This is a genomic window from Akkermansia muciniphila, assembly GCF_030848305.1.
Taxonomy (GTDB): domain Bacteria; phylum Verrucomicrobiota; class Verrucomicrobiia; order Verrucomicrobiales; family Akkermansiaceae; genus Akkermansia; species Akkermansia muciniphila_A.
Genome location: NZ_CP114598.1, coordinates 464,075 through 489,884 on the forward strand (window position 1 = coordinate 464,075; position 25,810 = coordinate 489,884).

Genomic DNA, 25,810 nt, shown 5'->3' on the forward strand with positions numbered 1-25,810 from the left:
CCGCCCCGGACACATACCTTCTGAAGATGAGACCCGCATCAAAAAACAATATTCAGTTCCAGGAGCCAAAAAAACAAATTCCCCATGAAAGATTGTGTCAGCAGCCTTTGTACCTATAACCGTGTCCATGAAATTCCTTATCCCCGCACTTGTTCTGTCCGCCAGCTTTCCAGCAGCTTTCTCACAAGAACAAATTATCCCGAAACCTGCGGAAATCACCTTGTTCAAAGGAAGTCCGGCCCGGCTCACCCGGAATTCCTTCATCATCACGGCAACGCAGGACAAGGCTTTCCTGAATCAAGCAGGGCAATTACAGCAGATGCTCAGCGAAGGGACAGGGCTCCCTCTTCCCCTTAAAACGGCCGGACAAGCGTCGAAGAAAGCCGCCTGCATCATCATCAAAAAAGACCCGTCCCTGGCCGCCAGGGGAGAAGAGGCCTACTCCATCCAATCTTCCCCTGGCGGCATCATCCTTTCCGCGGCCGATGCCAGGGGCATCTTTTATGCGGGGCAAAGCCTGGTCCAGATGATGCCCGCCATTTTCCACGACGGGACGGCGGATAAATCCATCGTCCCGTGGAACATTTCCGAAACTCCGTTCCGCATAACGGACTACCCGCGGTTCTCCTGGCGGGCTCTGATGATTGATGAGGCGCGCCACTTCTTTGGTGAAAAAACCATTAAGCAAATCATCGACCAAATGGCTCTGCTAAAAATGAACATTCTGCACTGGCACCTGACGGACGACACAGGATGGCGCATTGAAATCAAGAAGTATCCGCTCCTGACCTCAATCGGCTCCAAACGCAGGGAATCGGAAATCGGCACATGGAACAGCGGCAAATCAGACGGAACACCGCATGAAGGCTTTTATACCCAGGAACAAATCAGGGATATCGTGCAATACGCAGCCCGCCGCAATATCACCGTCGTTCCGGAAATTGAAATGCCGGGCCATGCCAGCGCGGCCGCCGCAGCATACCCCTTCCTGAGCCTGAAAACTCCCGTGGAAGTGCCCACCACATTCATTGTCAACACAGCCTTCGATCCCACTTCGGAAAAAACTTATGCCTTCCTGTCCGATGTTCTGGATGAAATCGCGGCGCTCTTCCCCGGCAAAATCATTCATATAGGCGGGGATGAGGTGCGCTATGACAAGCAATGGAAGGGCGTTCCGGAAATTGAGGAATTCATGAAAAAAAACGGCATGAAGAATTATGCAGACGTCCAAATGTATTTCACCAACCGCATGTCCGGCATTATTGCCCAAAAAGGGCGCCGCATGATGGGATGGAATGAAATTTACGGACATGACGTCAATGGGGACGGAGGAGGAAAAGCCGGCGCCAAACTGGACACCAATGCCGTCATCCAGTTCTGGAAGGGCAACACCGGCCTGGCCAAAAACGCTATCCGGGACGGACATGACGTCATCAATTCCCTCCATACCTCCACCTATTTGGATTACAGCTACGGCAGCATTCCCCTGCAAAAGGCATACGGATTCGAACCCGTTTTTCCCGGGTTGGAGGAACAGTACCATTCCAGAGTCAAGGGGCTGGGTACCCAAGTATGGACGGAATGGATTGCCACACCGGAACGTCTGCATTACCAGGCGTTTCCCCGTGTCTGCGCTTTTGCGGAGGTTGGCTGGACTCCCGCAGGCAACAAGGATTTTCCGGATTTCAAAAAACGCCTGAAAGCGTATAGCGAACACATGGACCTGATGGGAATCAAATTTGCCCGAAATATCATCAGTCAAATAGACAAGTCCGACTTTTTCAATACGCCCAGGATCGGTACATGGACGCCCGCCGTCCTGACCGGACAGGAACATTCGTTTGACGTTACCAAACTGGTCAGGGCTCCCGGCAAATACACCGTCACCCTGCTGTACGACAAGGGCGCTCACGCCATTGAAATCGAATCCGTAGCCCTGTATGAAAATTCCCGGGAAATCTCTCGGGACGCCCATGCGGGCAGGAGCGGCGCCCATAAGGAAAATATCCAGTACATCCTGAATGCCCCGGAACCCAGGCAAGGAGCAACCTATACGGTCAAAGCCAAATTCAAAGGGGCCGGAGGCCGGGATTCCCACGGAACAGTATATTTTGAAGCGCCATAAAAACGCAGCCCCGCCCACGCAAAAAAACGCAGAGACCTCGCACAGGGCCCCCTTTATTCCGGCAAACGGGGTATTCCCTCCGCAGCCTCGTGTTTTACGGACAGGAGCTTTTCAGTATCATCGGCATCCCAAGGCGCCGGATGTTTTCCCGCCGGGGAAGCAGCACCTTTCCATCAAGCGGCACGAAACTGCCCCTCTAAACCGGAAAGGCTTGCCCCGAAAGCAGGATTGACCCAACAAAGCTCCGGAGGTCGCCGCCTGCGGACCTCCGGAGCCTAAATAGCCGGGAACTGGCGGAAGATGATTTTCATCCGGGAAAACCAAACGAAATTCACATATTATCATCTACTACTTTTTCTACATACTTGAAAAAGATGCTACCGTCCTCTCCGCTGATTCCATAGTCTCTGACATCCTCGATATTCGCATTTTTAATCCGGGTAATAATATAGACTTTGGAGTACAAAATCCCCCATTCCCCATGCTTTTTCTCATGAAACCAGATATGATGGTTATAGTATGGTTCAAAATAAATGGTACCCCCGTCTCTCGGATCTGAAATCGGGCCGGAATATTTGACAACAATATAGCTGATTCCCTTGTAACACCATTCCCTGCCGCATTGCGGATTTTTGGAAAGGGTGGTGCTCATTTCAAGGGTGGTGTTCATGACATCATAGGACAACCTATCCTCATCATGGTATTTGATTCCTTTTTGAGGCAGATTGAACTGATTTTTGATGATGACTCCATCATAAATAAGGCGTCCCCCTTTCCATTCCGTTTTCTGCGGAACTGTTTCTCCTTTCAAGAGACAGATTCCCGAGAGAGAAACCATTATAGCACAGGCAATTTTATTCATTGTTATTTTCTACTTTGTTGTTGTTTCAGCAATTCTTTATTAAGGAATGCCTTCATTTCCTGAACAGTTTTTTCAGGAGGAGTCTTCGCATCGTCCCGATACTGCCGCCAGTCAATGCGCAGTTTGGCCATCAGGCGCAATTCACTGAGGGAGAAAGGGACAGTACCCGGGGCATTCGGCATAAAATCCCGGGACCTGTTGCCGATATAATAAATCTGGCTCTGATCCCAGGAACGCTTCATGGTTTCATCGAAGGAAGCTCTCACTCGGTCGTCGCTCACTCTGGCTTCCCACTGGAGGCAGTCCGCCAGGCAACCACCCTCGGCCCGGCTCTCCCGGGCCTGCCGCCACAGAGCAAGAATATACCTGTTCTGAAGACTGCACGCAGCCGGCGTCAGGTATTTGCGCGTATACTGCAACTCATACAAAGGCTTGCACACAGCCTTTTCCCTCTGTCCCAGAGCAGCTCCATTCACCCTTTCCGGAGTGGGAACAATGCCAGCCAGCGCACCGGATACGTAATAAGGCAATTCCTCAGGCATTCGGATTTCCCACGGTATTTTTTCATTCACAAACACCCCGTTTAAAATGGTATTAAAGGAACCGTTCCGGCAAATACGGAACAGGTAAATCCCCCCCTTCCTGCTCATGAACCTTTTATAAACCCCGGACCCCGCAAATCTGGAAACGCGAGTGCGCGCCTCCACCGGGTAGGAATACCACTGCTCCATGGAGGAGGCAAGTTCCTTCCCCCGACTATTCTGTTCTCCTATCGCAAGATCCCCCTCAATATTGAACTGGAACACAAGGGGGGCGGTGGAAGGGTGCCTTCTGGCTTCCACTACGTAATCCCGCCTGGATTCATTGGTGAGATAACCGTTGGGATTATAAAAATACAGAGCTATTTCATGGACACCCTCCGGCACCTCCACGGCTACCCAGATATCAGGTCCGTCCACAAAGCCAGGATACGCTTCCCCGTGGTCATCCCACTCCGCCTCTGTCCGCACGGAATCCGTAGGGTCGAAAAGAACGTTGCGGTTATTATTTTCCTTAATGCTGTGCACCCACCAGCGCAGCGCGTCTCCCTTCTTGCGGTTGAGCCCCATCAGCCCTTGAATCCAGTAGGGAGACAAGGCCCCCTTGTATCCTGGATGGCCGGGAACGGAAGAAAGGGTACGGAACCGGATAGTCTTGGCTTTAAACTCGGAATTGCTCATGGGGGCATTCGTGGCGCACAGCGTGGCACGCGTGTGCCCGTACTTCCCGCACCAGTCCCCTTTCGTAGTCCAGTCCTCCCCCCGGAACACAATACTCTTCCCCGCATGCGCATCGGATCCCAGCTTTTCCAATCTTCTGAGTACCACAGAAGGATCCTCCATCTGCGCCGGACGAGGGAACGGAACTTCATTGTCCTGCGGGCTCCTGTCCAGTTGATAAGCCAGATCCCCCTTTTTCAGGCGAACAAGACCCCGTCCATATGTCCCTGCCCAGACGCTCCCATCCCGAAGCACCAGCAAGGAAGGGACATCCACGTTTTCCAGCCCCTTTCTTATTCTCTGATTCACCGTCATCTTTTCAGCATCCAGCACATCCACTCCCTGCATCCGGTAGCCGACGAAAATCTCCTTTCCCTGCTGGATAATGGAAGAAATAAAATCTTCAGACAACATTCTGGAATTCGACTCTCCCGGAACCGCGGTTTTCCGTGCGGCAGAACCATACAGATGACTGTTTTTCTGGGCATAATCACGCCCTCTCATATAACGCCAAGAACTGATGCCGTTACTGTACGCCAGCCCCGAACAGGTACCCACCAGAATCTGATCCTTATCCGTACAAGTCAACACATTGCAGATATTGGAAGGCAAGCCATCACCATACGGCTGGTACGGCTGACGGGCGAATTGCCTGTTGTCCCAGTACCAGGGGGCCTGAACATTCTTCCACTGCATATACCTTGATTGGCGGGAAGAACAGGATACTCCGCCACAGGCATAGGCCAGCCACAAATTGCCCCTGGTATCAAAACCTGCGGAAGCCGCCTGGTCTTCCGCCAAGCCAGTGGATCTGTCCAGCGTCTTCCACGAATCGCCTGCAGGATCGTAAACGGATACGCCGCCGGATGAGGCTACGGCAACCTCCCCGGAGACAGGAGAAATGGCCAAAGCATAAACATGCTCGCCATTCAGTGCATTGCTACGGTTATACATTTTCCATTCTCTTCCGTTAAAAACGGCTACGCCGCTGTCATCCGTGCCCGCCCAGATGCGCCCCTGCCTGTCCTCCGCAATACAGGTGAAATTCTTTCCTTTGGGAAAACCGGAATAATAGTCCATATTAAGCCACGACTTTTCATATGCCCGGTCCCCAACCTGAAGGCGGTAAATGCTTTCTTTTTCTCCTACAACCCAAATGGAGCCGTCACCAGCTACCAGCGTACCGCGAATAAACCGGACCGGACATTCCGGAAGCTGCTCCGGTACCTGAACGGTTACGACTTCTCCTGCCGCCCACGCCCCCAACAAAAGGAAAATCAACGCAAATATCCTTATGAAGTGTTTGAATTTAATCAACATAACCAACTATCCCCTGATTATTACAGGAGAATATTATTGGTTTTTATCACTGTCAATTCCGTTTTCAATTTATTATCAAGTTTTCAAAAATAAAATACAACACAATCCGTTTATAATTATACATATAAATAATTTAATATATGTTAGTTGTCTTAAAAATTTTGATTCCTGAAAAAATCCTTACTAATACTTTTTCATGCCTGAATGGGAAAATACAGGGAACAAACCTGGCAACAACACCCGGCATCCCGTTTTTTCAACATGCTTTCCCCAATTATTCTCTGATTCAAATTTCAACTCCGCTATGCGTTTTCCCATATCAAGTTATATTCACCGGCCTTCTTCGCGGCAGGGGAATAAGCACAGTTCAACATCCGAATGGAGATGGAAACCATATTGTCATCTACTTTTCCGGAACGATCATAGGAGATAATATGGCCATTCCCGGAGGAGGATTCCGCGATGATTGCCCAAGAAGAGAAAGTGTTGTCCGCACCAACACGAACAATTCTTCCGAACCTGATTCCAGTACCCAGTTCCGGCAGAGTCAGGCGGAACCCTGTTGGCGATGGATAAAGAACTGATTCATAAGGTGGAACTAACAGCCACCTGTATATTAAAGCCACCAAAGGAAAGGCGGCCGGAACCAGCCCGGCAGACCGGAAGAGGGGAAAACGGAGAAATCGAACCGCCCTGACATAACCAGCCTCTCCGGATTATTTCCGGTGAGGGGGATATTTCATTCCTCAACAAAAGAAAGGAACTTCATTATTCTGCCCCGGCCCATAGCGGAACAGCCTTTCCTCCCCGGATTGTCTGCCAGGGAACCGTTGAATGCCCCGCTGAAATATCAAAACGCATCAAATAAACGCTTATGAAAGCTCCGCAGCTGTCAGGTCCACGCACAAACCTTGACAACTGCGGAGCCGCGCTTACACACACTTATTCATCCAACAAAAATCGCTCAGCAGAGCTTCTTCCATCAGGAATGGTGGAAAGCCGTTCCTTCTTCCGCCGTCATCGGAGAAGAAACCGGGTGTTTCTCAAAGAAAGCGAGCATGCGCTTGTAATCTTCCAGGAACAGATCTGCCAAATCCTTGGAGAAGCCCTGGCGAACCATGACGCGCATCACCACCGTATCCTGACAGTTGGCAGGGAGCGTGAAGGCGGGCACCTGCCAGCCGCGGGTTCTCAGCTTGTCTGAAAGGTCAAAAAGCGTGTAGTTCGTATTGGCTCCATCCTTGATGAAGAAGCAGACAGCGGGAATACCTTTTTCCGGATCGCCCGTGCAAATAAATTCGTACGGACCCAGTTTGGAAAGCTCATCTGAAATGTACTTCGCTACCTCATAAGCCTGCGTATGGATGTTCGTATAGCCTTCCTTGCCCAAGCGGATGAAATCATAATACTGGCAGATAATCTGTCCGGCCGGCCGTGAGAAATTAATGGCAAAATTGGGAATTTCTCCGCCAAGATAGTTGACATTGAAAATCAATCCTTCAGGCAGGTAGGAAATATCTCTCCAAACGACCCAGCCGACTCCGAGCGGAGCCAATCCGTACTTATGGCCGGAAGCGCTGATGGACTTGACGCGGGGAATGCGGAAGTCAAAGACAACATCCGGGGCGCAGAACGGGGCAAGGAAGCCGCCGCTGGCGCCGTCTACATGGATGTCAACGCTGATGCCAGTCTTGTCTTCGTAATCGTCCAGAGCCTTGGCAATTTCCGCCGGCAATTCATAAGCGCCCGTATAGGTCACACCAAACGTAGGAACCACAACGATGGTGTTCTCATCAATCTGTTCCAGCATCCGGTCAACATCCATCTTCCATTTCCCGGGCGCCATCGGGATTTCACGCATTTCAATATCCCAATAGCGGCAGAACTTGTGCCAGCAGATTTGGACAGGACCGCATACCAGGTTGGGCTTGTCAATGGGTTTGCCGGCAGCTTTCCGGCGGGCTCTCCAGCGCCACAGGGCGGCCATGCCTCCAAGCATGCATGCTTCACTGGAACCGATAGTAGAACAACCAATGGGTTTTTCATTTTTGCTGGCATTCCAAAGATTGGCAATGATGGCAGCGCAACGCATTTCAATAGCGGCTGTCTGGGGATATTCATCCTTGTCAATCATGTTCTTGTTAATGCTGAGGTTCATCAGCATCCTGACCTGCTTTTCATCCCAGGTCTGGCAGAAGGTTGCAAGGTTCTGGCGGGCATTGCCGTCCAGCATCAATTCATCGGACACCAATTGAAAAGCGTCCTCCGCGCGCATCGCGTAATCCGGGAACTCATCCTTGGGGAGAAGGTTATCTGCTTCCGGAGAGCCGAAAATGGAATTTTCCGCCCGGGCTGTATCAGGTTTTTGATTTGGATCAAACATGACGGTATTTATTGTTTCATCGTTTCCGGGCTGACCATTACAGGCTGCCCGCATGAAGGATAGAAGCACCCGCGAATCAAAGCGTTCATATTTCCATTGTCATTATCCTATATATAAATTTTCCAGAAAAAAAAACAAAATATGGATATATTTCATTATTCATGGACTATTAAAATGATTTAATTGCAGACCTTCTTATAAAAATCCGTCCATATTTCTAAACTCCACCTGCACCAATTCAACGCCGTGGCAAGTTACACCTTTTAAGTCACGCTTGGCGACAAAGGCTCCAACGCGCACCCTGCATTTCTTCAGCATTGCAGTCCGTTCGATTTTCCGGGAGACAATGAAAAAAAGAATGGATAAACCTGCAAAATATCACAACCTGTTCATCATTTTCCTATAAGGGAGAACAAGCCTTCCCATGAAAAGCCCGGGATACGGTGTCGAAAATCAGCCAGAGGCTCATCTTCAGGGAGCATCCTTTACATAAAGTACATGCGGATAAAGGACAGAATCCGGAGCTACTTTGGGATGGTTGAATTCCGCTATTTTCCTCATTCCAACGCGTTGCATCACGGCTTGTGAAGGGAAATTCACGCAAGCAGTAAAAGAATATACCCGGTCAAAACCGAATCGTTCAAAACCATGTTTCAGGCATGCACGGGCGCCTTCCGTAGCGTATCCGTATCCCCAGGCTTCCGGCACAAGCCTCCAGCCTATTTCCACACATGGTGTAAAATCCGCTTCAAAATCAGCCCAATGAAAGCCGAGAAGACCAATCAGGGAACCGGAATGTTTCAATTCCGTTGCGTACAATCCATATCCTCTTTCATCCAGTTCTTCCCGCATACGGCCCCACATGGAAAGAGAATCCTTTTCCGTCATGATGCCGGGGAAAAAACGCATTACCCGGGGATTGGCGTTCATAGCCGCAAAAAAGGGCCAGTCTTCTTCCCGCCACGCCCGTAATACCAGGCGTTCAGATTCCGGCAATGACAGCTTTCCTCCCGGCATGACCTTAATTGTACATAGAAAGCTCTGTTTCCAACTCCGGACAGCGATTCACGCGGAACCGTTCATCCAGTTCCAGAATTTGGCTATGTCCCAGGCTGTCCTTGATGGTGAGATTGACTTTGGAGCGACCGGGATACCTTTTCAGAATATCCCGTATCTGTTCCAGATTTTTTCTCGTGTGGCGGAGGGGACTGACAATGATATTCAGAGGCCCCTGCTCCCCGGATTTGGATTTGCGCTTTTTGCCTCCCAGGGGGTCAATGCCCTGCGCAGCCACGCTTTTGGAGGATGTGCGGTCATCCTCCCGGATGTTGGCTCGCACGGAAACGAAAACGCCCGGTTCCAGGCCGCCCTCCATTTCCTGAGCCTTTTCATAAACATCCGACCACAACAACACTTCTATGCTGCCGGTAAAATCTTCCAATGTCAGAATGGCGAATTTTCTACCGGCCTTGCTGATCTTGGGGGTGACGGAACGAACCATGCCGGCAATCTGGTGCTTCTGCTTGAGTTCGTGCGGTTCCAGTGTGTCAATGAGCCCTATGCGGGTGTATTTTTCCGCATCAATGACACCGCGCATGGAGTCCAGAGGATGGCCGCAGAAGTAAGCGCCCAACAGATCCTTTTCATCCCCCATACGCTGCTCCTTGGACCATTCCGGAACGGCGGGCTCGTCCTTTACCCTGGGCGCTTCAAAGGTCATGTCAAACAGGGAACCCTGCCCCAGAGCCTTATCCTTGTGTACCTGGGAAGCGCCGCTGAGAGCCAGATCCACACGTTCAAACAGGACGCAACGCGGCTCCAGCGTCCAGTCCAGCGCTCCCGCACGGATCAGGGATTCAAGAATTTTTTTGTTGACAGATTTGGAATCCAGCCTGTTGCAAATGTCCTCCATACTGGAAAATTCCCCGTTCTTCTCTCTTTCTTCCAGAAGAATCTGCATAGCCCCCTCTCCCACGTTTTTAATGGCCGCCAGTCCATAACGCACAGCCAGCTTGCCGGAAGGCATTTTCTCAGGAGTGAACTTGAGCATGGATTTATTCACATCAGGAGGCAGGATTTCAATACCCATGCGGTTGGCTTCCTGAATGAACACCCCGATTTTGTCATTGTTCGCCTCATTAGACATCAGCCCGCAGAGAAATTCCACAGGGAAGTGGGCCTTGAGGTAGGCCGTCCAGTAGGAAATATGCCCGTAGCAGGCGGAGTGGGACTTATTAAAACCGTACCCGGCGAATTTTTCAATTTTGTCAAAGATGGCTGTAGCCGTCTTTTCATCAATCTGGTTTGTTTTCCAGCATCCTTCCACAAAATGGGCTTTTTCCTTGGCCATCTTCGCCGGGTCCTTCTTGCCCATGGCGCGCCGCAGAAGGTCGGCCCCGCCAAGCGTATAACCGGCCAACAGCTTGGCAGCCGCCTGCACCTGTTCCTGATAGATCATCACGCCATAGGTTTCCCCGCTGACCTGTTCCAGCAAAGGATGCTCGTACTCCACCTGGCGCAACCCCTTCTTGACTTCAATCATTTCATCCATGAACTGCATGGCTCCCGGTCGGTAAAGAGCCAGCAGGTCAATGATGTCTTCTATTTTCTGAATCCCGTAACGGCGGCAAGTGTCCACCATACCGCCGGATTCCAACTGGAAAACCCCCATCGTATCTCCCCTGTTCAGCAGGTCCAGGGTTTCCCGGTCATCCAGAGGGACGGAATCCAGTTTGAATTCCGGCACGCGCCAGCGGGCGTATTGCTCCGCATCATGCATAACGGTCAGGGTCTTCAAACCCAGGAAGTCCATCTTCAAAAGCCCCACTTCATAAATCGCGCTCATATCGCACTGGGCGACAACAGCGGCATGGGGATCGGAAAGATCATCACGAGTGAGGGCCACATGCTCGTCCAGGGGGCGGTCACCGATCACGACGCCCGCCGCATGTACCCCCACGTTGCGGATCAATCCTTCCAGGCGGGTCGCGTACCCCCACAATTCCGCATACCCCTCATCAGAGGCAATCAGTTCCCTCAGCTCCTCATTACTCTTGTAGCTGGACTGAAGAGTCACCTTGGGGCCGGTTTCGATAAGTTTGGAAATACGGTCTCCATCCGCATAGGACATATCCATCACACGGGCTACGTCCCTGAGTACGGACTTGGCCCCCATGGTGCCGTACGTAATGATGTGGGAAACAGCGCGTTCCCCGTATTTCTGCCGGACGTAGTCGATTACTTCCGGCCGGCGAGTCTGACAAAAGTCAATATCGATATCCGGAGGGCTGACGCGTTCCGGATTTAGGAAACGTTCAAAGATTAATCCGAACCTCAGAGGATCTATATTCGTGATTTTCATGGCATAAGCCACCAAGGAACCGGCTGCGGAACCGCGTCCGGGACCTACGGGAATGTCATGATCCTTGGCCCAGTTGATGAAGTCCGCCGTAATCAGGAAATAGGAAGGGAATTTCAACTGGTTGATAATTCCAAGCTCATAATCCAAACGGTCGCGCAATTCCTTGTCCGCAGCTACACGTTCCTTTCCATACCGTTCTTCCAGCCCCTTATAACATACTTTACGCAGGTATTCTTCGCGGGACGACCCGTCCGGCGTGCCGAATTCAGGGTATTTTTCCGTACTGGTGGAATCCAGCTTGATAGTAACATTGCACCGTTCCGCAATTTTCAACGTATTTTCCACGGCCTCCGGATAATCCCTGAACACCTCCCGCATTTCTTCAGGAGATTTCAAATACACTTCCGTGGAATAGCGCATGCGTTTTGGGGAAGCCAGCTTTTCGTTGGTTCCGATACAAATCAGAACATCGTGCATGTCGTGATCTTCCTTCCTGAGGAAGTGCACGTCATTGGTGGCAACAATGGGGGTATTAGTCTTGCGGGCGATGCGCACCAGCTCCGGCAGACATTTTTTCTGTTCCTCCATGCCGTGGTCCTGAAGCTCTACAAAAATATTGTCGTCCCCAAAAATATCCTTTAGAGCCAGAAGGGCTTCCTCCGCTTTTTCAGGCTGGTCATTGAGCAGCCATTCATTAAGAGGTCCGGCAATGCACGCTGTACAACAAATGAGGCCCTCATGGAATTCCCGCAGGGTTTCCATATCCACGCGGGGTTTATAATAAAAGCCTTCCAAGTGGGAACGGGACACCAGCTTAACCAGATTCTGCCATCCGGTTTCATTTTCCGCTAGTAAAAGGAGATGTGTGTATTTGCGGCGTCCGGGAAGCTGTTTTTTCACGCTGATGGGCGTAGGAGAAAGGTAAACTTCGCAACCAAAGATAGGCTTTACTTCCTGCCTCCGCGGACCTTCCGGATGCTCCTTGTTCCAGGCGGCCACGGATTTATTGAGGCTGTTTGTCTCCATGACCAGTTCAATGGCTCCGAACAGATTGCCGTGATCCGTAACGGCAACGGCGGGCATTCCCATGCGGGAACACTCAGCAATGAGATCCCTGATATGGACTGCGCCGTCCAACAAGGAATATTCCGTGTGATTGTGAAGGTGTACGAAGGAGCCGGGCATGAATGGATCCTGTAAGCGGTTAATAAAGGAAATCAGCTATTAACAGGGCATTCGGCCTTCATGGCTTCCACGCATTCCCGGATAAGGTCCGGGCCGCGATAAATGAAGCCGGTATAAAGCTGCACCAGGCTGGCTCCTGCCTTGATTTTGGCGACGGCATCCGCGCCGCTCATGATGCCGCCAACGCCAATGATCGGAATACGCCCCTTCAATTCGGAAGCAAAAGCTCCAATCACTTCCGTGGACCGTTCCGTCAGAGGGGCGCCGGACAGGCCGCCCGCTTCTTCATGGCGAGGATTGGCTTCTACCCCGGCGCGGGAAAGAGTCGTATTCGTAGCAATAAGACCATCCAGCCCTTCATCCAGAAAAACGCGGCTGAGTTCCGCAATATGCTCATCCGTCACATCCGGAGCCACTTTCATAAAAATGGGCACATGGCGACCGGTTTCCGCAGCCAGGTTGGATTGCTCCGATTTCAGGGAAGCCAGCAGACGGGCAGCGGGTTCCGCCGCCTGAAGGTCGCGCAGGCCGGGCGTATTGGGAGAAGAGAAATTGATGGCTATATAATCCGCCACTGGCCATGCCGCACGCAGGCAAGCAAGGTAATCCTGGGCCGCGTCCTCATTGGGAGTTATCTTATTTTTCCCAATGTTGACGCCCAGAACACCGCGAAAACGAGTGGCGGAGCGGATGTTTTCCACTCCGGCGGCAATACCTTCATTGTTGAACCCCATCCGGTTGATAATAGCTTTCTGGGGAATCAGGCGGAACAGGCGGGGCTTTTCATTGCCCGGTTGCGGCCGGGGCGTCAGCGTACCCACTTCCACAAAACCGAATCCGGCCTGACCAAAAGCGTTTACCGTATCCGCTTCCTTGTCCATTCCGGCGGCAAGCCCCACCCGGTTGGGAAATTTCATTCCCAGAATTTCCACAGGATCAGAAGGAACTTTCCCTATTACTAGAGGCAGGACACGCATCTTCTCTGCCAGGCGCAACCCCCACAAGGTCACCTTGTGGGCAGTTTCCGGATTCATTTGGAATAATACACTTTTAGCGGCGGAATATAAGGCGGGCGACACGATGCGGGGAGTATACCACACCCTCTTTTAGGGTCAAGAATGGGAAGCGTCTTGCCGGGATGATTTTATCCGGTACAATTCCTTGCCATGAACAGGAAGGAATGCCTCTCATCCTGCCGTTTGTACGGCATTGTAGATACGGGATATATTGCTGAACATCAACTACTCCCTGTAACAGAAAAATTATTGGCCGGCGGCTTGCGCATTCTCCAGTTAAGGGCGAAAAACCATAACCCGGAACACATTGAAAATATGGGGCGCCAGCTTGTCCCCCTGTGCCGCAAATGCGGCTGTCTTTTTATCGTCAACGATTATCCTGAAATTGCCCTGAGTATCGGCGCAGACGGCGTCCATCTGGGGCAGGATGACGGGAACCTGGCGTCCGCAAGGGCTCTGCTGGGAAAGGATGCCGTCATAGGACGGTCCACGCACAGTCCTGAACAGGCCCTGGATGCATGTGGAGAGCAGGCGGACTATATTGGGTTTGGGCCCTTGTTCCCCACGGGCACCAAACCGGGAAGACAGGCCATCGGCCTGGAAGACATCGCAAGCGTACGGCAACAGCTACCGGAAAATTTCCCCGTCTTCTGTATCGGCGGCATCAATGGGAACACACTGCCCTCCGTACTGGAGGCGGGGGCAAACAGGGTCGTCATCGTTTCCTGGCTGCTTACACACTCCGACATCACGGGAACAGTCGGAACACTCAAAAAGGAATTGGGGGAAGCATAAGGAAAAACATGCGTCTTCATCCATATTATCCCTGCCTTTCCTCTTCCTCCAGTGAGAAAGCCGATCGGGAAATCAGCAGGACTGCCGTATCTACAATCATCTGCAAAATGCGGTCCTGATCTTTCATCCACGGCTCCTTTTCCTGGAGATCCATGCACGCGACATACTTCCCCAACGTGGCATGGAAGATAGAACTCATGATATGCGCATGCCAGGACAAGGAAAGCTCATCACTCCACGGACAGAATTTCCGGATTCTTGCTATCATCTCCTGGATTGATGGAGCATAAAATTCATCATAGATTTTTCTTCCCAGATATTCCGGTTCCTGCGGCAGACGCCACAATAAACGGACATGATCTGGACCGCCCAGGCTCTTATCCAGAAACAACCGGAAAGCAGGTTCTATAAATGCGCGGGCATAAGCCCTCAGGGACGGCTGAAGATCCGCCTCCTTCAGCATCTTCATGCGCGCTTTCATCAGAGGTTCCGCATACTGCCTGTAAACAGCCAGATACAGCCCTTCCTTGTTCTCAAAATAGTAGACGATAGAAGCCAGATTTACTCCTGCTTCAGAAGCGACCGCCCTCATGGTCACGCCATTAAATCCCCTGAGGGCAAAAAGCTTCTGCGCAGCACGAAGGATTTTGCCGCTGGTTTCCGCAGAACGGTCAGACTGGGATTTGCGGGGAGAAGACATCACCTCAGAAATCAGACAACGCGCCGCCTAGCGGGAAGAACGGCTTGAACCGATGGCTTTCACCAACTGTTCCATGTTCTGGGAAGACTGAATAGGCTTGCCGTCCTTATCCACCAGAATCATGGTGGGAATACCGCGCGGAGCTACTTTTTTGGCAAGATCCGTCAAATCCTCTCTCAACAGGATAGGCCATGGCATGTTATTGGCAACGGCCCATTTTTGGGCGTCATCCAGATTTCGGTCCATATTGCACATGATTACCTCCACTTCCGGATTATCTTTTACCACCTTGTTGTAGGCTTCCACGCTGTGCGGCGCATTCCGACAACAAGGGCCGCACCAGCTTGCACTGAAATATAAAATGAAATGCTTGGGATTCAATTTCCCATCCCTCTTTTTAAGTTTGCCGTTTTCAAGCATGTAAGTCTTTCCCTTCATTTCCTCCGCCACAGGGCCGGACGGCATGGACGACCATTCTGCAATAGGCTTGCCGATCACTTCCTTGTGTTCCTCCAGCCATGCGCGATCTTCGTCGGAAAGTTTTTCCAGCGGCATCGTAATGGGCTTTTTGGCCGTTGTCACCAATTTGACGGTCTTCATATTCAGGGCTACTGGCCGGGCTTCCACCGTACTGCCCGTGTTTTTATTAGTCCAAGTACGGAGGGAGGGATCATCCGCCGCTCCTGAAGAATCCCCCCAACAGAGAGAAGATCCTGTCATGAACGCAGACGCCAGCAAGATACACCAAGATGAAAATTTCATACACATGAGGGCAATATACTATTTCTTATCTTCCATGTCGAGAGGCTGATTCCAGAATTTGCCTGGCCCGGACATGTCCCGAGTCGCGGCGAAGGGCTTCCGCAGCCGCGGCAGCGGCTTCACGATACCGCCCATTGCGGTAAAGCATCACCGCAAGAGTGAAAGGAATATCCGCATTTCCCTTATCCAGGGAAGAACAGTTTTCCAAATCTTGCAAAGCCTGCTCCAACCGGCCCACCTTTTCATTCAACAGAGCCCGGTTAAACAAAGCGCGAATAAAGGCGGGCTCTATTTTTAAAGCTTCATTAAAGGATTCCAAAGCTCCCGGCTCATCATTATTTTCAATTTGCCCCAGTCCCAGAAGATACCACAGGTTGGCATCCTTGGGAGCCAGACGCACAGCCTTTTGCATCTGGGCCACCGCCTCCCGGCTGCGGCCTTGAGAAGCTAGGAAAACGGCATAATCACGGTGCACCACGGAAGAAGTGGCATCCCATTTCAAAGCTTTGGAAAACCACAATTCCGCAGTTTTCGCATCCTTGCGGCTGATGGCTATCTGGGCCAGCTTCATAGCTCCGGAAGGTTGGTCCGCCTGGTGCAAAGCGGCGGCAGTAAGCTCCCTCATTCCCGGACTGTCCGGAGGAAGGGAATCCCGCAAAGCCCACTCCGCCTGCAAGCGCACGACCCTGAACGGATCATTAAGAAGTTTGCCCGCAGCTGGATTACCCGCACGCCCCATCACTTTGGCGGCGGCGGCCCGCGTCAGAGGATCCGGGTCCTTAACCGCCGCGGCTGCCACTTCCTGAACGGAGGGTTCATGAGCCCACGCATCCATCAAATCCAATAACGTAGCGCGCCATGCGCCCACTTCCTCCCTCTTGAAACATTCCATAAGCAGAGGCAGAACATCCTCCTTCCCTTCGTAGGCATGCTGAACGGCCCGGGTCCGTTCCCTGTACTGCGCCATCTTGGAGTTAACCCCGTAATATTCCTTTACCGCCTCCGCAGCCCATTCATTGCTTTTTTCCCTGTGGCACATGGTACAGGCATTCGGAATACCCAACTCTACGCTCAGCAAAGGATCAGGAGAATTGAAAGAATGATCCCTGCGGGGGTCACGAGCCATATACAGGCTTTCCGGCATATGGCATTCCACACACCGGGAGCCCATGCTGGACTGAGGACATGGCGTATGCGCAGCCATGTCAATAATGGGAGCTTTTACGCCGTTTACCGCTTCTCCAGTACCATGGCACCTCAAGCAAAGCGTATTATCTTCTTGAGGAAGCTTCAGCGTCCCCGTATGCGGATCATGACAGTCCAAACAGGTCACCCCCGCCTTGCCCATACGGCTTAACCGCAGGCCAGTCTCGCAATAATCCTCATCCCTCTGCATGCCGTTGGGCCAGAAAACGCCGGGCTGAACGGGAAGCACCAGTTGGAAATGATTGTCAAAGCGGTTGCCTACGGCAAAATCATGATCGAATTCATCCCTTCTGGCATGGCAGGAAGCGCAGTTATCATGAATCTGCTGCGGCGTCAGCTTGTTCCTGGTGGAAATCATGCACCCCGTCCCCGCCTCCGGATTGTCCAGCAGGGGGCCGTGGCACTGAATGCAAGTCACTCCGGGCTCCGTCCAAGTAGAAGCATACCGGTCTTTAACAGGATCATAATTTTTATGGAACAGAGACATGTGGCACCACGCACACTGCGTGTTCCAATTCATGCCGCGCCCTGTCCAGTGTCCCCAGTCTCCCGGCTGACGGGCATCCTCGCCGAAAATATCAAACCATTCTTTGCGGTTCACGTCCCATGCAGCGCTCAAGGTATGAAAACCGCCGTCCCTGGCGGGAACCAGATACTGCACCAGGGGAATCCTCCCTGTGGCCCATTCCGCGCGCCAGGAAGTTGAGGACTGACTGTCATGGACCATGCGCCCGTGGCCATCCGTAGAGAATTGGAGAATGCTGCCATGGGCATCCAGCTTCATATTATGGAACGCTTCAGACTCCCACTGATCTCCCAGTTTGCGGAATGCCCAGGCATGGTCTGAACCGGCCCACTGACGGAATTCCTTTTCATGACAGGCTCCACACTGCATGGAAATGGGCACCTCATTCTGGTCCCAGTGCTCACTGCCTCCTGAAAAAACAACCGGCTGCGCCGCCGCTCCAGCGCGTTTGTCCATCCAGGCTTTCATCATCGTGCCCAGTCCAACCAAAGCCCCAAGAATAACGAGGAGAACCACCCATTTTTTCATGGAAGGGCGGTTCATAGGCGCATCGGCAGATTCAGGGGCGGACATGACGGAAATATTCTGCCATAGCATACGCGCTCCACCAAGGAACTTTTGCATCAGGCAGGGCAGCCCTGACATGCCCAGTCCGCAAACGGCAGATTATTCCTCCTCTTCCAGGGCCTCATCCTTCATCAGGGGAGTAACCCGGGTCACGGTACAGCGCTCCACACCGCCATTCTCCGTCCGGGTCACCTTGAATTCCAGCCCTCTATAGCTGACAGTATCCCCTTCCTCCGCAGGAGCCTCCAGCAAATTAAGAATCAGGCCACCTACGGTATCTATTTCCCCGTCCTCCAAATCCATATCCATGGCTTCCCCCAATTCCTCAATGCGTGCCAGACCGGATACGTCACAGGAGAAGCCCACCGCATCTCCAGGCAGCTCCGTCAGCACTTTGATGCGGCCGCGGTCCCAGCCCATTACTTCTGAAAATACATCCGTCAGGGTCAGAAGTCCGGAAGTCCCCCCGTGCTCATCCAGAATAATGGCAAGGCGCACATTGTCCTTCCTCATGATTTCCACCACATTGTCAAACTTTACCGTTTTGGGGACCTTGGGTATGGCATGGATGTACTCAGGAGTCAGAGCCTTCCTGCGGAACATGATACGGAACAGGTCGCGGGCATGCACCATGCCCACCACATGGTCCAGGTCACCGCGGTAGACAGGGTAACGAGTACGGCGGGTGCGACGCACAATTTCCCGTATCTGCTCATGTTCCGCCCCTTCAGGAATGGCGTCTATCCTGACGCGCGGGGTCATGACCTGGTGAACATACAGATCATCCAGGTCAAACAAGCCATCCATAATTCGGCCGGATTCCTGCGGCAACGCCCCGTTTTCATGGCTCTCTTCAATAATATACTGGAGTTCTTCCGCAGAATGGTAGTGGGACGTGGATTCATTCCGGTCCACGCCCAGCAACCCCAGAAAGAAATTGCCCAGAGCATTCATGCCCACTACCAGGGGATACAGGCAGAGCTGGATCATGTACATGGGCATCGCAATCATGAGGCAAAGCTTTGCAGCATACTGGAGTGAAAGCGCCTTGGGCACCATTTCCCCAAGCACAATATGCAGGTATGTCAATACCGCCACGGACAGAATGCTGGCCGCGCCATGAGCCACCAGCCAGGAAGCCCAGCCGTACTGCGCCAGCCATTCATGAAGCCATCCGGCGACAGCATGCTCTCCATACATACCCAGCCCCAGACTGGCGAATGTAACGCCAAGCTGTGCCGTAGCAATATAGCGGTCCTGCAACCGGGGCGTTTTCAATATCAGGGAAACACGGCGCGCTACCATGTTCCCGGACACCCCCATCTGCTCCAACGCCGCACGGGGCGCGCCAAGCAAGGCAAATTCTGCGGCCACAAACAGGCCGTTCAACACAATCAGCAACAGAATAATGAAAATAGTCATCATGCGCCCACCCCGCTTTCCATGGCAGGTTCATTCTCCTTGCTCTCCGGAGGCAGCAGCAGGATGGAGGAAACGCGGTTATGGTCCATCTTTTCCACCACCAGCACGCGCCCGGCGATAATCAGGCGCTCCCCTTCCTTCGGAATGCAGGACATGTGCTTAATCACGCAGCCGCCCACCGTAGTGGCGCCATTCATCAAAAAAGGTATTAGGCATTCCACCTTATGGGCACGCATCATACCGGGGATGCGCACGGAACCATCCGGCAGGTTTTCCACTTTCTCCCCGGAACGGATGAATTCCTCATCAATATCTCCCACCATTTCACCCAGCAGACGTTCCAGCGTTACCAGCCCCACAAACTTTCCGTATTCATCCAGCACAAAGGCTTCCTTGGCTCTGTCTTCCCGCAGCCGGGCCATCAGCATCTCCACCGTCTGCATTTCCATCACGCACGGCACCTGCCTCAACATGGAACGGAGAGGAGGCAGAATCCCCTTTTCCGCATACGCGGCTACCATATCCTTGATATGCAGCATGCCAATGACGGACTCACGACTCCCTTCATACACGGGAATATGAGTATGGGGCCTGTCTGCAATCATGTCCAAAATATCTTCCTGCGTGGCATCCGCATCCAGGCAAACAAGCTGAAAACGGGGAATCATAATTTGTTCCACCGTGCGTTCCGCCAGAGACAAGGCGCTGTGCAGTCGTTCATGCTCATCCTCTTCCAACATCCCGCCCTGATGACTTTCATCCAGCAGCATATTAATCTCCTGCTGGGAGTGGATGTGCTGATGGCCTCCCGGAGGGAGACGGAACAGCTTAAGAAGCAACAAACCGCTTCCATTCAGGAAGTCAATGAACCATGCGAAGCAGGCCTGTGTCCAGCGCATGGGATAATAGGTATACAAAGCTGCCTGTTTGGGAAACTGAAGCGCCAGGGATTTGGGCATCAATTCCCCAAGAATTACCTGAAAAACCGTCAGGCCGATCAGCACAACAAGGGCTGCCACAGAATTGGCCATTACGGAATCCATCCCGCCAAACCGCTCAAACAGAGGGAACAGATAGGCGGCCAGTTCAACCTGTCCGTACGCGCCCAGAACCAGGCTGGAAATGGTAATACCGAACTGACAGGCCGCAATGTATCGGTCCAGCTCCTTGGTATTTTCCAAAATCTTAAGCAACTGAACAGCCACCCTGCTGCCGTTCTCCGCCATTTCCCGGATCATGTTACGGCGTACGCTTACTGCAGCGAATTCTGCCGCAACATAAAAGGCGTTGACCAGAATCAGAAAAACAATAACGAAAGTGACAAAAAGAATCATGTATGGCAGGGGGTGTCCGCAGAACGCAACGGGCGTCCGCATCATAGGAACCGAAAAAATCCTGTCAAGAACGGGAAACAAAAAAATCTGCCATGCGGAAGGAACTCCATCCCTCCCGGTCCTTTCCGGCATTGCCAAACTTCCAACTTCCGGCATAAACAGAAAAAATTCTGGATGATCGCTCAAGCAGTTGAGCCAACTGCAAAACATCTTTCCAGCAACCGAAAAGCCCCGTTCCCGGAATAACCGGAAACGGGGCTGAGAGTTTAAAGGCTCAACGAAAAACGTTATTCCGTAATGCCAGCAGCTTCTGCTTCGGCAGCCTTGGCATCGCGTAGAGCGGCACGTATGGACATTTTCACGCGTCCCTTGTCGTCAATGCCGATGCACTTGGCAGTCACCACGTCTCCAACGCTTACGACATCCTCCGTCTTGGCGGTGCGGCCTTCGGCCAGCTCGGAGATATGAATCAGGCCATCCTTGCCGGGCAGCACTTCCATAAACGCGCCAAAGGTGGTCGTGGAAACAATCTTACCGGTGTACAGTTCCCCGATTTCAATGGTCTTGAACATGCGGGTAACCAATTCCAGAGCACGGTCCAGGCCTTCCTGCTTGGCGGCGTAAATATGCACGGTGCCATCTTCCTCAATATTGATATCGGCGCCGGATTCAGCCTGAATAGCCTTAATGTTCTTGCCGCCGGGGCCAATCAGCTCGCCAATGCGGTCGGCGGGAATCTTGGTGGTCTCAATACGGGGAGCATTCGGGCTCATCTGGGCCGGAGCGGCAATGGCGTCATTCATGACCTTCAGAACATCCGTGCGGCCGGCTTTCGCCACGTGAATGGCTTCCTCCAGTATGGAGAGGGGAATGCCAGGCAGCTTGAGGTCCAGCTGGTAGCCTGTCACGCCCTCCGACGTGCCGCAAAGCTTGAAGTCCATATCACCGTAAAAGTCTTCGGAACCGATGATATCCAGCAGAGTTTTGTAAGAGGTGATTTCATGCTGGTCATTCTGTTCCGTCACCAGGCCCACGGAAATACCCGCCACAGGACGCTTGAGGGGCACGCCGGCCGCCAGCAGAGACATCGTGCCCGCGCAGACGGAAGCCATGGAGGTGGAACCGTTGGATTCCATGATTTCAGAAGAGACGCGAATGGCGTACGGGAATTCCTCTTCGCCAGGCACGACTGGAGCGATGGAACGTTCCGCCAAAGCGCCGTGGCCGATTTCCCGGCGGTTCTGACCACCGAAACGGCCAGTGTCTCCCACGGAGAAAGGCGGGAAATTGTAATGCAGGATGAAGCGCTTTTCATTCACGCTTCCCGTGTAATTGTCCATGTACTGGCGTTCTTCCATCGGAGCGAGCGTCGCCAGGCAAAGGGACATTGTTTCACCGCGGGCGAACAGCGCGGAACCGTGCACCACAGGAGGCAGCACATTGACTTCCGCGGTCAGAGGGCGCAGCTGCTTGAGAGCCCGGCCATCGGCCCGTTTGTCCTTTTCCATGATGGAGATGCGGAAGGCCTTTTTCTGAATATATTCAAAAACCTGTTCCACATCAAAGTCAGTAGCTTCCGGATGGCGTTCCTTGATGGCAGCCTCCACCTCGTCGCGCAGGGCTCCCACTTTCTTCTGGCGCTCCACCTTGGAAGGGGCATAAATAGCTTCCTCAATGCGATCGCCGGCAATTTCATAGCCGATTTCCAGCAATTCCGGCTTGGCAAGGCAAAGTTCATAAGCGCGCTTCTCCTTACCGCAAACGGCGCGGAGCTCTTCCTGCTTTTCGCAAATGACCTTCACGTTTTCCTGGGCAACACGCAAAGCGGCGATAAAATCTTCTTCCGGCAATTCATTAGCGGAACCTTCAATCATGATGACCTGGTCCTTCGTGCCGGCAAATACCAGATCCAGCTGGCTATGTTCGCGCTGGGAATTGGTCGGATTGATAACGAACTGGCCGTCAATACGCCCCACGCGCACAGCCCCCACAGGTTCGGCAAAAGGAAGGTCGGAAACGACACAAGCGGCGGAAGCGCCGTTAATGCTCAGAATGTCCGGTTCGTTTTCACCATCGGCGGAGAGCAGAAGAGTAATTACCTGCGTATCGTAGAAGTACCCTTTGGGGAACATCGGGCGCAGGGGGCGGTCCGTCATGCGGCACGTCAGGATTTCCTTTTCCGTGGGACGCCCTTCGCGTTTGAAATAGCCGCCGGGGAACATACCCGCCGCAGCGGCCTTTTCCTTGTACTCCACGGACAGGGGGAAGAAGGTTTGTCCTTCCTTGACTTTGGTGGCGCTTACCACGGTCACAAGAACGACGGTATCGCCGCTGCGGACAACAACAGCGCCGTCCGCCAGACGGGCCATCTTACCGGTTTCAATCGTGATGGGATTCGTACCAACGTTGCATTCAACTGAATGTATGCTCATTATATTTTTGTCTTTCAATCACCCGCAGCCTCATCAGCCCATCCAGACCGGCTCCGGGCGGGAAGCCTGAATGGCGTCAGGTACGGGCAGTGCCTCAGGAAGATGTTATCCGCAACAGTCCTTTCCCAGAAACAGAGGGGAAATACTGTCGGCGCGGCAGGACGCGCATCCCAGATGGATCAAACGCTCCGGCCCAGTCTTACCGGCTTGACAGCCTGTGAAAATCCGAAAATTTCTCAAGGCATGCCCGACAGAAACGTTTCGGGAAACGAATCCCCAAACGTCGAATGCGAGCATAATCCCTGTCAAGGATAATGCAAGCAAATAGTTTGATAGCCATAGCAGTTCATTTCCTTCAAGAATCTTAAATATCTCATCCGCATCAGGAGCCATCCTGCTTTCATCCATTCCATATTCTTCGCATTCCTGATTGAAAGGCATTCCTCCAAGTAAGCTATCCGGAGACGCCTGTCTTTCTTCGCCGAGTGAAAATGCAGAACTTAAAGGGCGAACCCGTATTACTGCCTGACGCCCATAACAGCCGCCAACTGCTCTTTCATCCGTATTTTCCTATTCCTTGCGCGCCTGCATCATACCTACAATAAAAGACAGGCCTTCCAAACTCTCCCGACTAAAACGCAAATCCACCATGCCGACACCCTTTCCATGACGGCATTACCGCCCCGGTAGCTTCCTCCCGGAAAAGCCGTAAAAACAACGGCCGCTGCGGAAAACCGCAACGGCCGAATCAAACGGGAATATGCTCCGCCTTTTAGCGGCGAAGGCCAAGACGCTGAATCAGGCTCTGGTACTGAGCCAGATCTTCACGCTTGACGTAATCAAGAAGCTTGCGGCGCAGAGCCACCATCTTCAACAACCCGCGGCGGGAAGAAACATCGTGCTTGTTCGTGCTCAGGTGTTCCGTCAGGTGGGCGATGCGCTGGGTCAGGCGGGCGATCTGGTAGCTGGAGCTACCGGAATCCTTCTCATGCATCTTGAATTCCTGCAAATTGATTTCGTTACTCATAAGTGTTTTCCTTGAATGTATTTAGCTCGTGGCAGCGGCTAATCGACACTGTGAGGGCGCCAACTATGCACCATCCAGCCCTAAAAGCAATTCAAATTTCGTCATTCCGGGGAATTTGCCTTTGTTCCTGCGAAAGCGGCCCCTCTTCATTTTTCCCGGTATTCCAAACTTCGCGGTCCTTCTCCGTCACGGAGCGAACCACGCGGCAGGGATTGCCCACAGCCACGACATTGGCGGGGATGTCCCTCGTCACCACGCTGCCCGCTCCTATCACGGAATTTCTTCCGATACGCACGCCCGGAGCAATCACCGCGTGACCGCCTATCCATACTCCGTCCTCAATGGTAATAGGCCGGGCAAATTCCAGCCCCTGCCGCCTCAGCTCCGGGTCTACGGGATGCCCGGCAGTATAAATGCCCACATTGGGACCTATCAGCACGTCATTGCCGATGGTAACGGCAGCGCAGTCCAGCACCACGAGGTTGAAATTGGCATACACCCGGTCCCCCAGCCGTATATTGGAGCCGTAATCACAACGCAGCGGAGGTTCCAGATAACACCCCTCTCCCATTTGGCCGAAAAGCTCCCGGGCCAAATCCCGGCGCAGACACTCATCTTCCGGAGCGGACTGGTTGTAGCGGAAAACGAGCCGGCGCGCCCTGAGCCGGGCGGCGGCCAATTCAGAATCCTGGGCATGATACAGGCGCCCGGACAGCATGTTATTCCAGTCCTTCGAGGCCATTGGATGAAGAAGAGTTCACAGCGTCCGCCTCAGAAAAAGGCAGTTGCCTGTTTTTCTGTTTTCCCACAGACGGCATGGCGGCGGCGTCCTTTTTTACGGACATTTCCGATTTTACAAGTTCCTTCTTTCCGGAGGAAGCCGAATTGGCGCCAGCCACCGGAGCGGAAGACTTGTGCACCGTCCTGAATATTCCGGACGGCTTTTTTTGAAGCTCGTGAATGTTCCAGTTTCCATCCCTGACAACCACACGGGTTCCTACGGGAGCTATTTCAAAAAGATTTTTCGCGATCAGGTGGGGGACACGGATACATCCATGGGAGGACGGATGACCGGGCAAGTACCCTTCATGAATTCCTACGGCCCCGTTCACTCTCATGAAATAGGGCATCTTGGCAGGTTCAAACCTCTCGCCGGGGCGGGGGGAATCCCTTCGTATATCCCCGTCCCGCAATTCTCCGTCAGCATTAATAAACGCGCCGTAATAAGAATGATGATCCTCATCCTTGGAAGAGATGAGGAAGTAGCCGGAGGGCGTCATGCCGGAACTTCTCCCGGAACTGATGGGAGCATACGCAATGCGGTGCGTCCCCCGGTAGATATACATCATCTGCTTTTTCTTATCCACTACGACCAGCAGCTTTCCGGGCAGAGACGGATCATCTTCCCACTTGAGCAGGTGCCCCGGAATAGTCCCCGTTTCCTCAAAATATCCCGTCATTTCTTCTACCGGCATATGGGAAGATGGAACAGGGGAAGGGGCCCTTCCCGTAGTATCGCAGGACGAAA

General features: G+C 52.7%; 18 protein-coding genes. 3 read left to right on the forward strand and 15 right to left on the reverse strand.

Annotation, left to right across the window (positions count from 1 at the left end):
* The first annotated feature begins 127 nt into the window (after positions 1 to 127).
* Positions 128 to 2,125 (forward strand): beta-N-acetylhexosaminidase, encoded by a 1,998-nt coding sequence (locus tag O4G22_RS02120; RefSeq protein ID WP_306702039.1) that lies wholly within the window; start codon positions 128 to 130, stop codon positions 2,123 to 2,125.
* Between the two features lie 331 nt (positions 2,126 to 2,456).
* Here O4G22_RS02120 and O4G22_RS02125 read toward each other — a convergent pair whose 3' ends face one another.
* Both O4G22_RS02125 and O4G22_RS02130 read right to left on the reverse strand, forming a co-directional pair.
* Entirely contained in the window at positions 2,457 to 2,987 is a 531-nt protein-coding gene (locus O4G22_RS02125) for a hypothetical protein (RefSeq protein ID WP_094137440.1), read from the reverse strand.
* 2 nt (positions 2,988 to 2,989) lie between these two features.
* Positions 2,990 to 5,527, reverse strand: a complete 2,538-nt coding sequence (locus tag O4G22_RS02130) for a ligand-binding sensor domain-containing protein (protein WP_306702040.1) — start codon at positions 5,525 to 5,527, stop codon at positions 2,990 to 2,992.
* 179 nt (positions 5,528 to 5,706) lie between these two features.
* Here O4G22_RS02130 and O4G22_RS02135 point away from each other — a divergent pair, with 179 nt between their 5' ends.
* Positions 5,707 to 6,150, forward strand: coding sequence for a hypothetical protein (locus O4G22_RS02135; protein ID WP_306702041.1), 444 nt, complete (start codon positions 5,707 to 5,709; stop codon positions 6,148 to 6,150).
* Between the two features lie 398 nt (positions 6,151 to 6,548).
* Here the strand turns inward: O4G22_RS02135 and O4G22_RS02140 are convergent, their stop codons facing one another.
* The 4 genes from O4G22_RS02140 to O4G22_RS02155 form a co-directional block, all read right to left on the reverse strand.
* Positions 6,549 to 7,949 (reverse strand): glutamate decarboxylase, encoded by a 1,401-nt coding sequence (locus O4G22_RS02140; RefSeq protein WP_094137438.1) that lies wholly within the window; start codon positions 7,947 to 7,949, stop codon positions 6,549 to 6,551.
* A gap of 471 nt (positions 7,950 to 8,420) precedes the next feature.
* Positions 8,421 to 8,966 (reverse strand): GNAT family N-acetyltransferase, encoded by a 546-nt coding sequence (locus O4G22_RS02145; protein ID WP_306702042.1) that lies wholly within the window; start codon positions 8,964 to 8,966, stop codon positions 8,421 to 8,423.
* A gap of 4 nt (positions 8,967 to 8,970) precedes the next feature.
* Complete coding sequence (dnaE, locus tag O4G22_RS02150) at positions 8,971 to 12,495, reverse strand: DNA polymerase III subunit alpha (RefSeq protein WP_290488497.1); 3,525 nt, start codon at positions 12,493 to 12,495, stop codon at positions 8,971 to 8,973.
* A gap of 32 nt (positions 12,496 to 12,527) precedes the next feature.
* Entirely contained in the window at positions 12,528 to 13,574 is a 1,047-nt protein-coding gene (locus tag O4G22_RS02155) for a quinone-dependent dihydroorotate dehydrogenase (RefSeq protein WP_345784511.1), read from the reverse strand.
* 87 nt (positions 13,575 to 13,661) lie between these two features.
* Between O4G22_RS02155 and thiE the strand changes: the two genes are divergently transcribed.
* Positions 13,662 to 14,306, forward strand: coding sequence for a thiamine phosphate synthase (gene thiE / locus O4G22_RS02160; protein WP_297545490.1), 645 nt, complete (start codon positions 13,662 to 13,664; stop codon positions 14,304 to 14,306).
* Between the two features lie 25 nt (positions 14,307 to 14,331).
* Here the strand turns inward: thiE and O4G22_RS02165 are convergent, their stop codons facing one another.
* From O4G22_RS02165 to O4G22_RS02205, 9 genes are all read right to left on the reverse strand, one after another.
* Positions 14,332 to 15,006 carry a TetR/AcrR family transcriptional regulator gene (locus tag O4G22_RS02165; protein ID WP_306702045.1) on the reverse strand — a complete coding sequence of 225 codons (675 nt, stop codon included), beginning with the start codon at positions 15,004 to 15,006 and terminating at the stop codon, positions 14,332 to 14,334.
* Between the two features lie 27 nt (positions 15,007 to 15,033).
* The gene (locus O4G22_RS02170; RefSeq protein WP_179219358.1) at positions 15,034 to 15,726 is read right to left on the reverse strand and encodes a TlpA family protein disulfide reductase; all 693 of its coding nucleotides are present in this window, start codon (positions 15,724 to 15,726) and stop codon (positions 15,034 to 15,036) included.
* A 67-nt stretch (positions 15,727 to 15,793) separates the two neighbouring features.
* A complete protein-coding gene (locus tag O4G22_RS02175) occupies positions 15,794 to 18,073 on the reverse strand; it encodes a tetratricopeptide repeat protein (RefSeq protein ID WP_306702046.1) in 2,280 nt (759 codons plus the stop codon).
* Positions 18,074 to 18,166: 93 nt separating this feature from the next.
* Positions 18,167 to 19,492, reverse strand: coding sequence for a hemolysin family protein (locus tag O4G22_RS02180; protein ID WP_295977610.1), 1,326 nt, complete (start codon positions 19,490 to 19,492; stop codon positions 18,167 to 18,169).
* Positions 19,489 to 20,823, reverse strand: a complete 1,335-nt coding sequence (locus tag O4G22_RS02185; protein WP_306702047.1) for a hemolysin family protein — start codon at positions 20,821 to 20,823, stop codon at positions 19,489 to 19,491. Before O4G22_RS02185 ends, O4G22_RS02180 begins: the two co-directional genes overlap by 4 nt.
* A gap of 287 nt (positions 20,824 to 21,110) precedes the next feature.
* Positions 21,111 to 23,255, reverse strand: coding sequence for a polyribonucleotide nucleotidyltransferase (locus O4G22_RS02190; protein ID WP_094137428.1), 2,145 nt, complete (start codon positions 23,253 to 23,255; stop codon positions 21,111 to 21,113).
* 772 nt (positions 23,256 to 24,027) lie between these two features.
* Entirely contained in the window at positions 24,028 to 24,282 is a 255-nt protein-coding gene (gene rpsO / locus O4G22_RS02195; RefSeq protein WP_022198419.1) for a 30S ribosomal protein S15, read from the reverse strand.
* A gap of 91 nt (positions 24,283 to 24,373) precedes the next feature.
* On the reverse strand, positions 24,374 to 25,024 hold the full coding sequence (locus O4G22_RS02200) for a sugar O-acetyltransferase (protein WP_297545494.1): 651 nt from the start codon (positions 25,022 to 25,024) through the stop codon (positions 24,374 to 24,376).
* Complete coding sequence (locus tag O4G22_RS02205; RefSeq protein ID WP_179218577.1) at positions 25,002 to 25,757, reverse strand: L,D-transpeptidase family protein; 756 nt, start codon at positions 25,755 to 25,757, stop codon at positions 25,002 to 25,004. The genes O4G22_RS02200 and O4G22_RS02205 overlap by 23 nt, the downstream gene beginning before the upstream one ends.
* Positions 25,758 to 25,810: the final 53 nt, after the last annotated feature.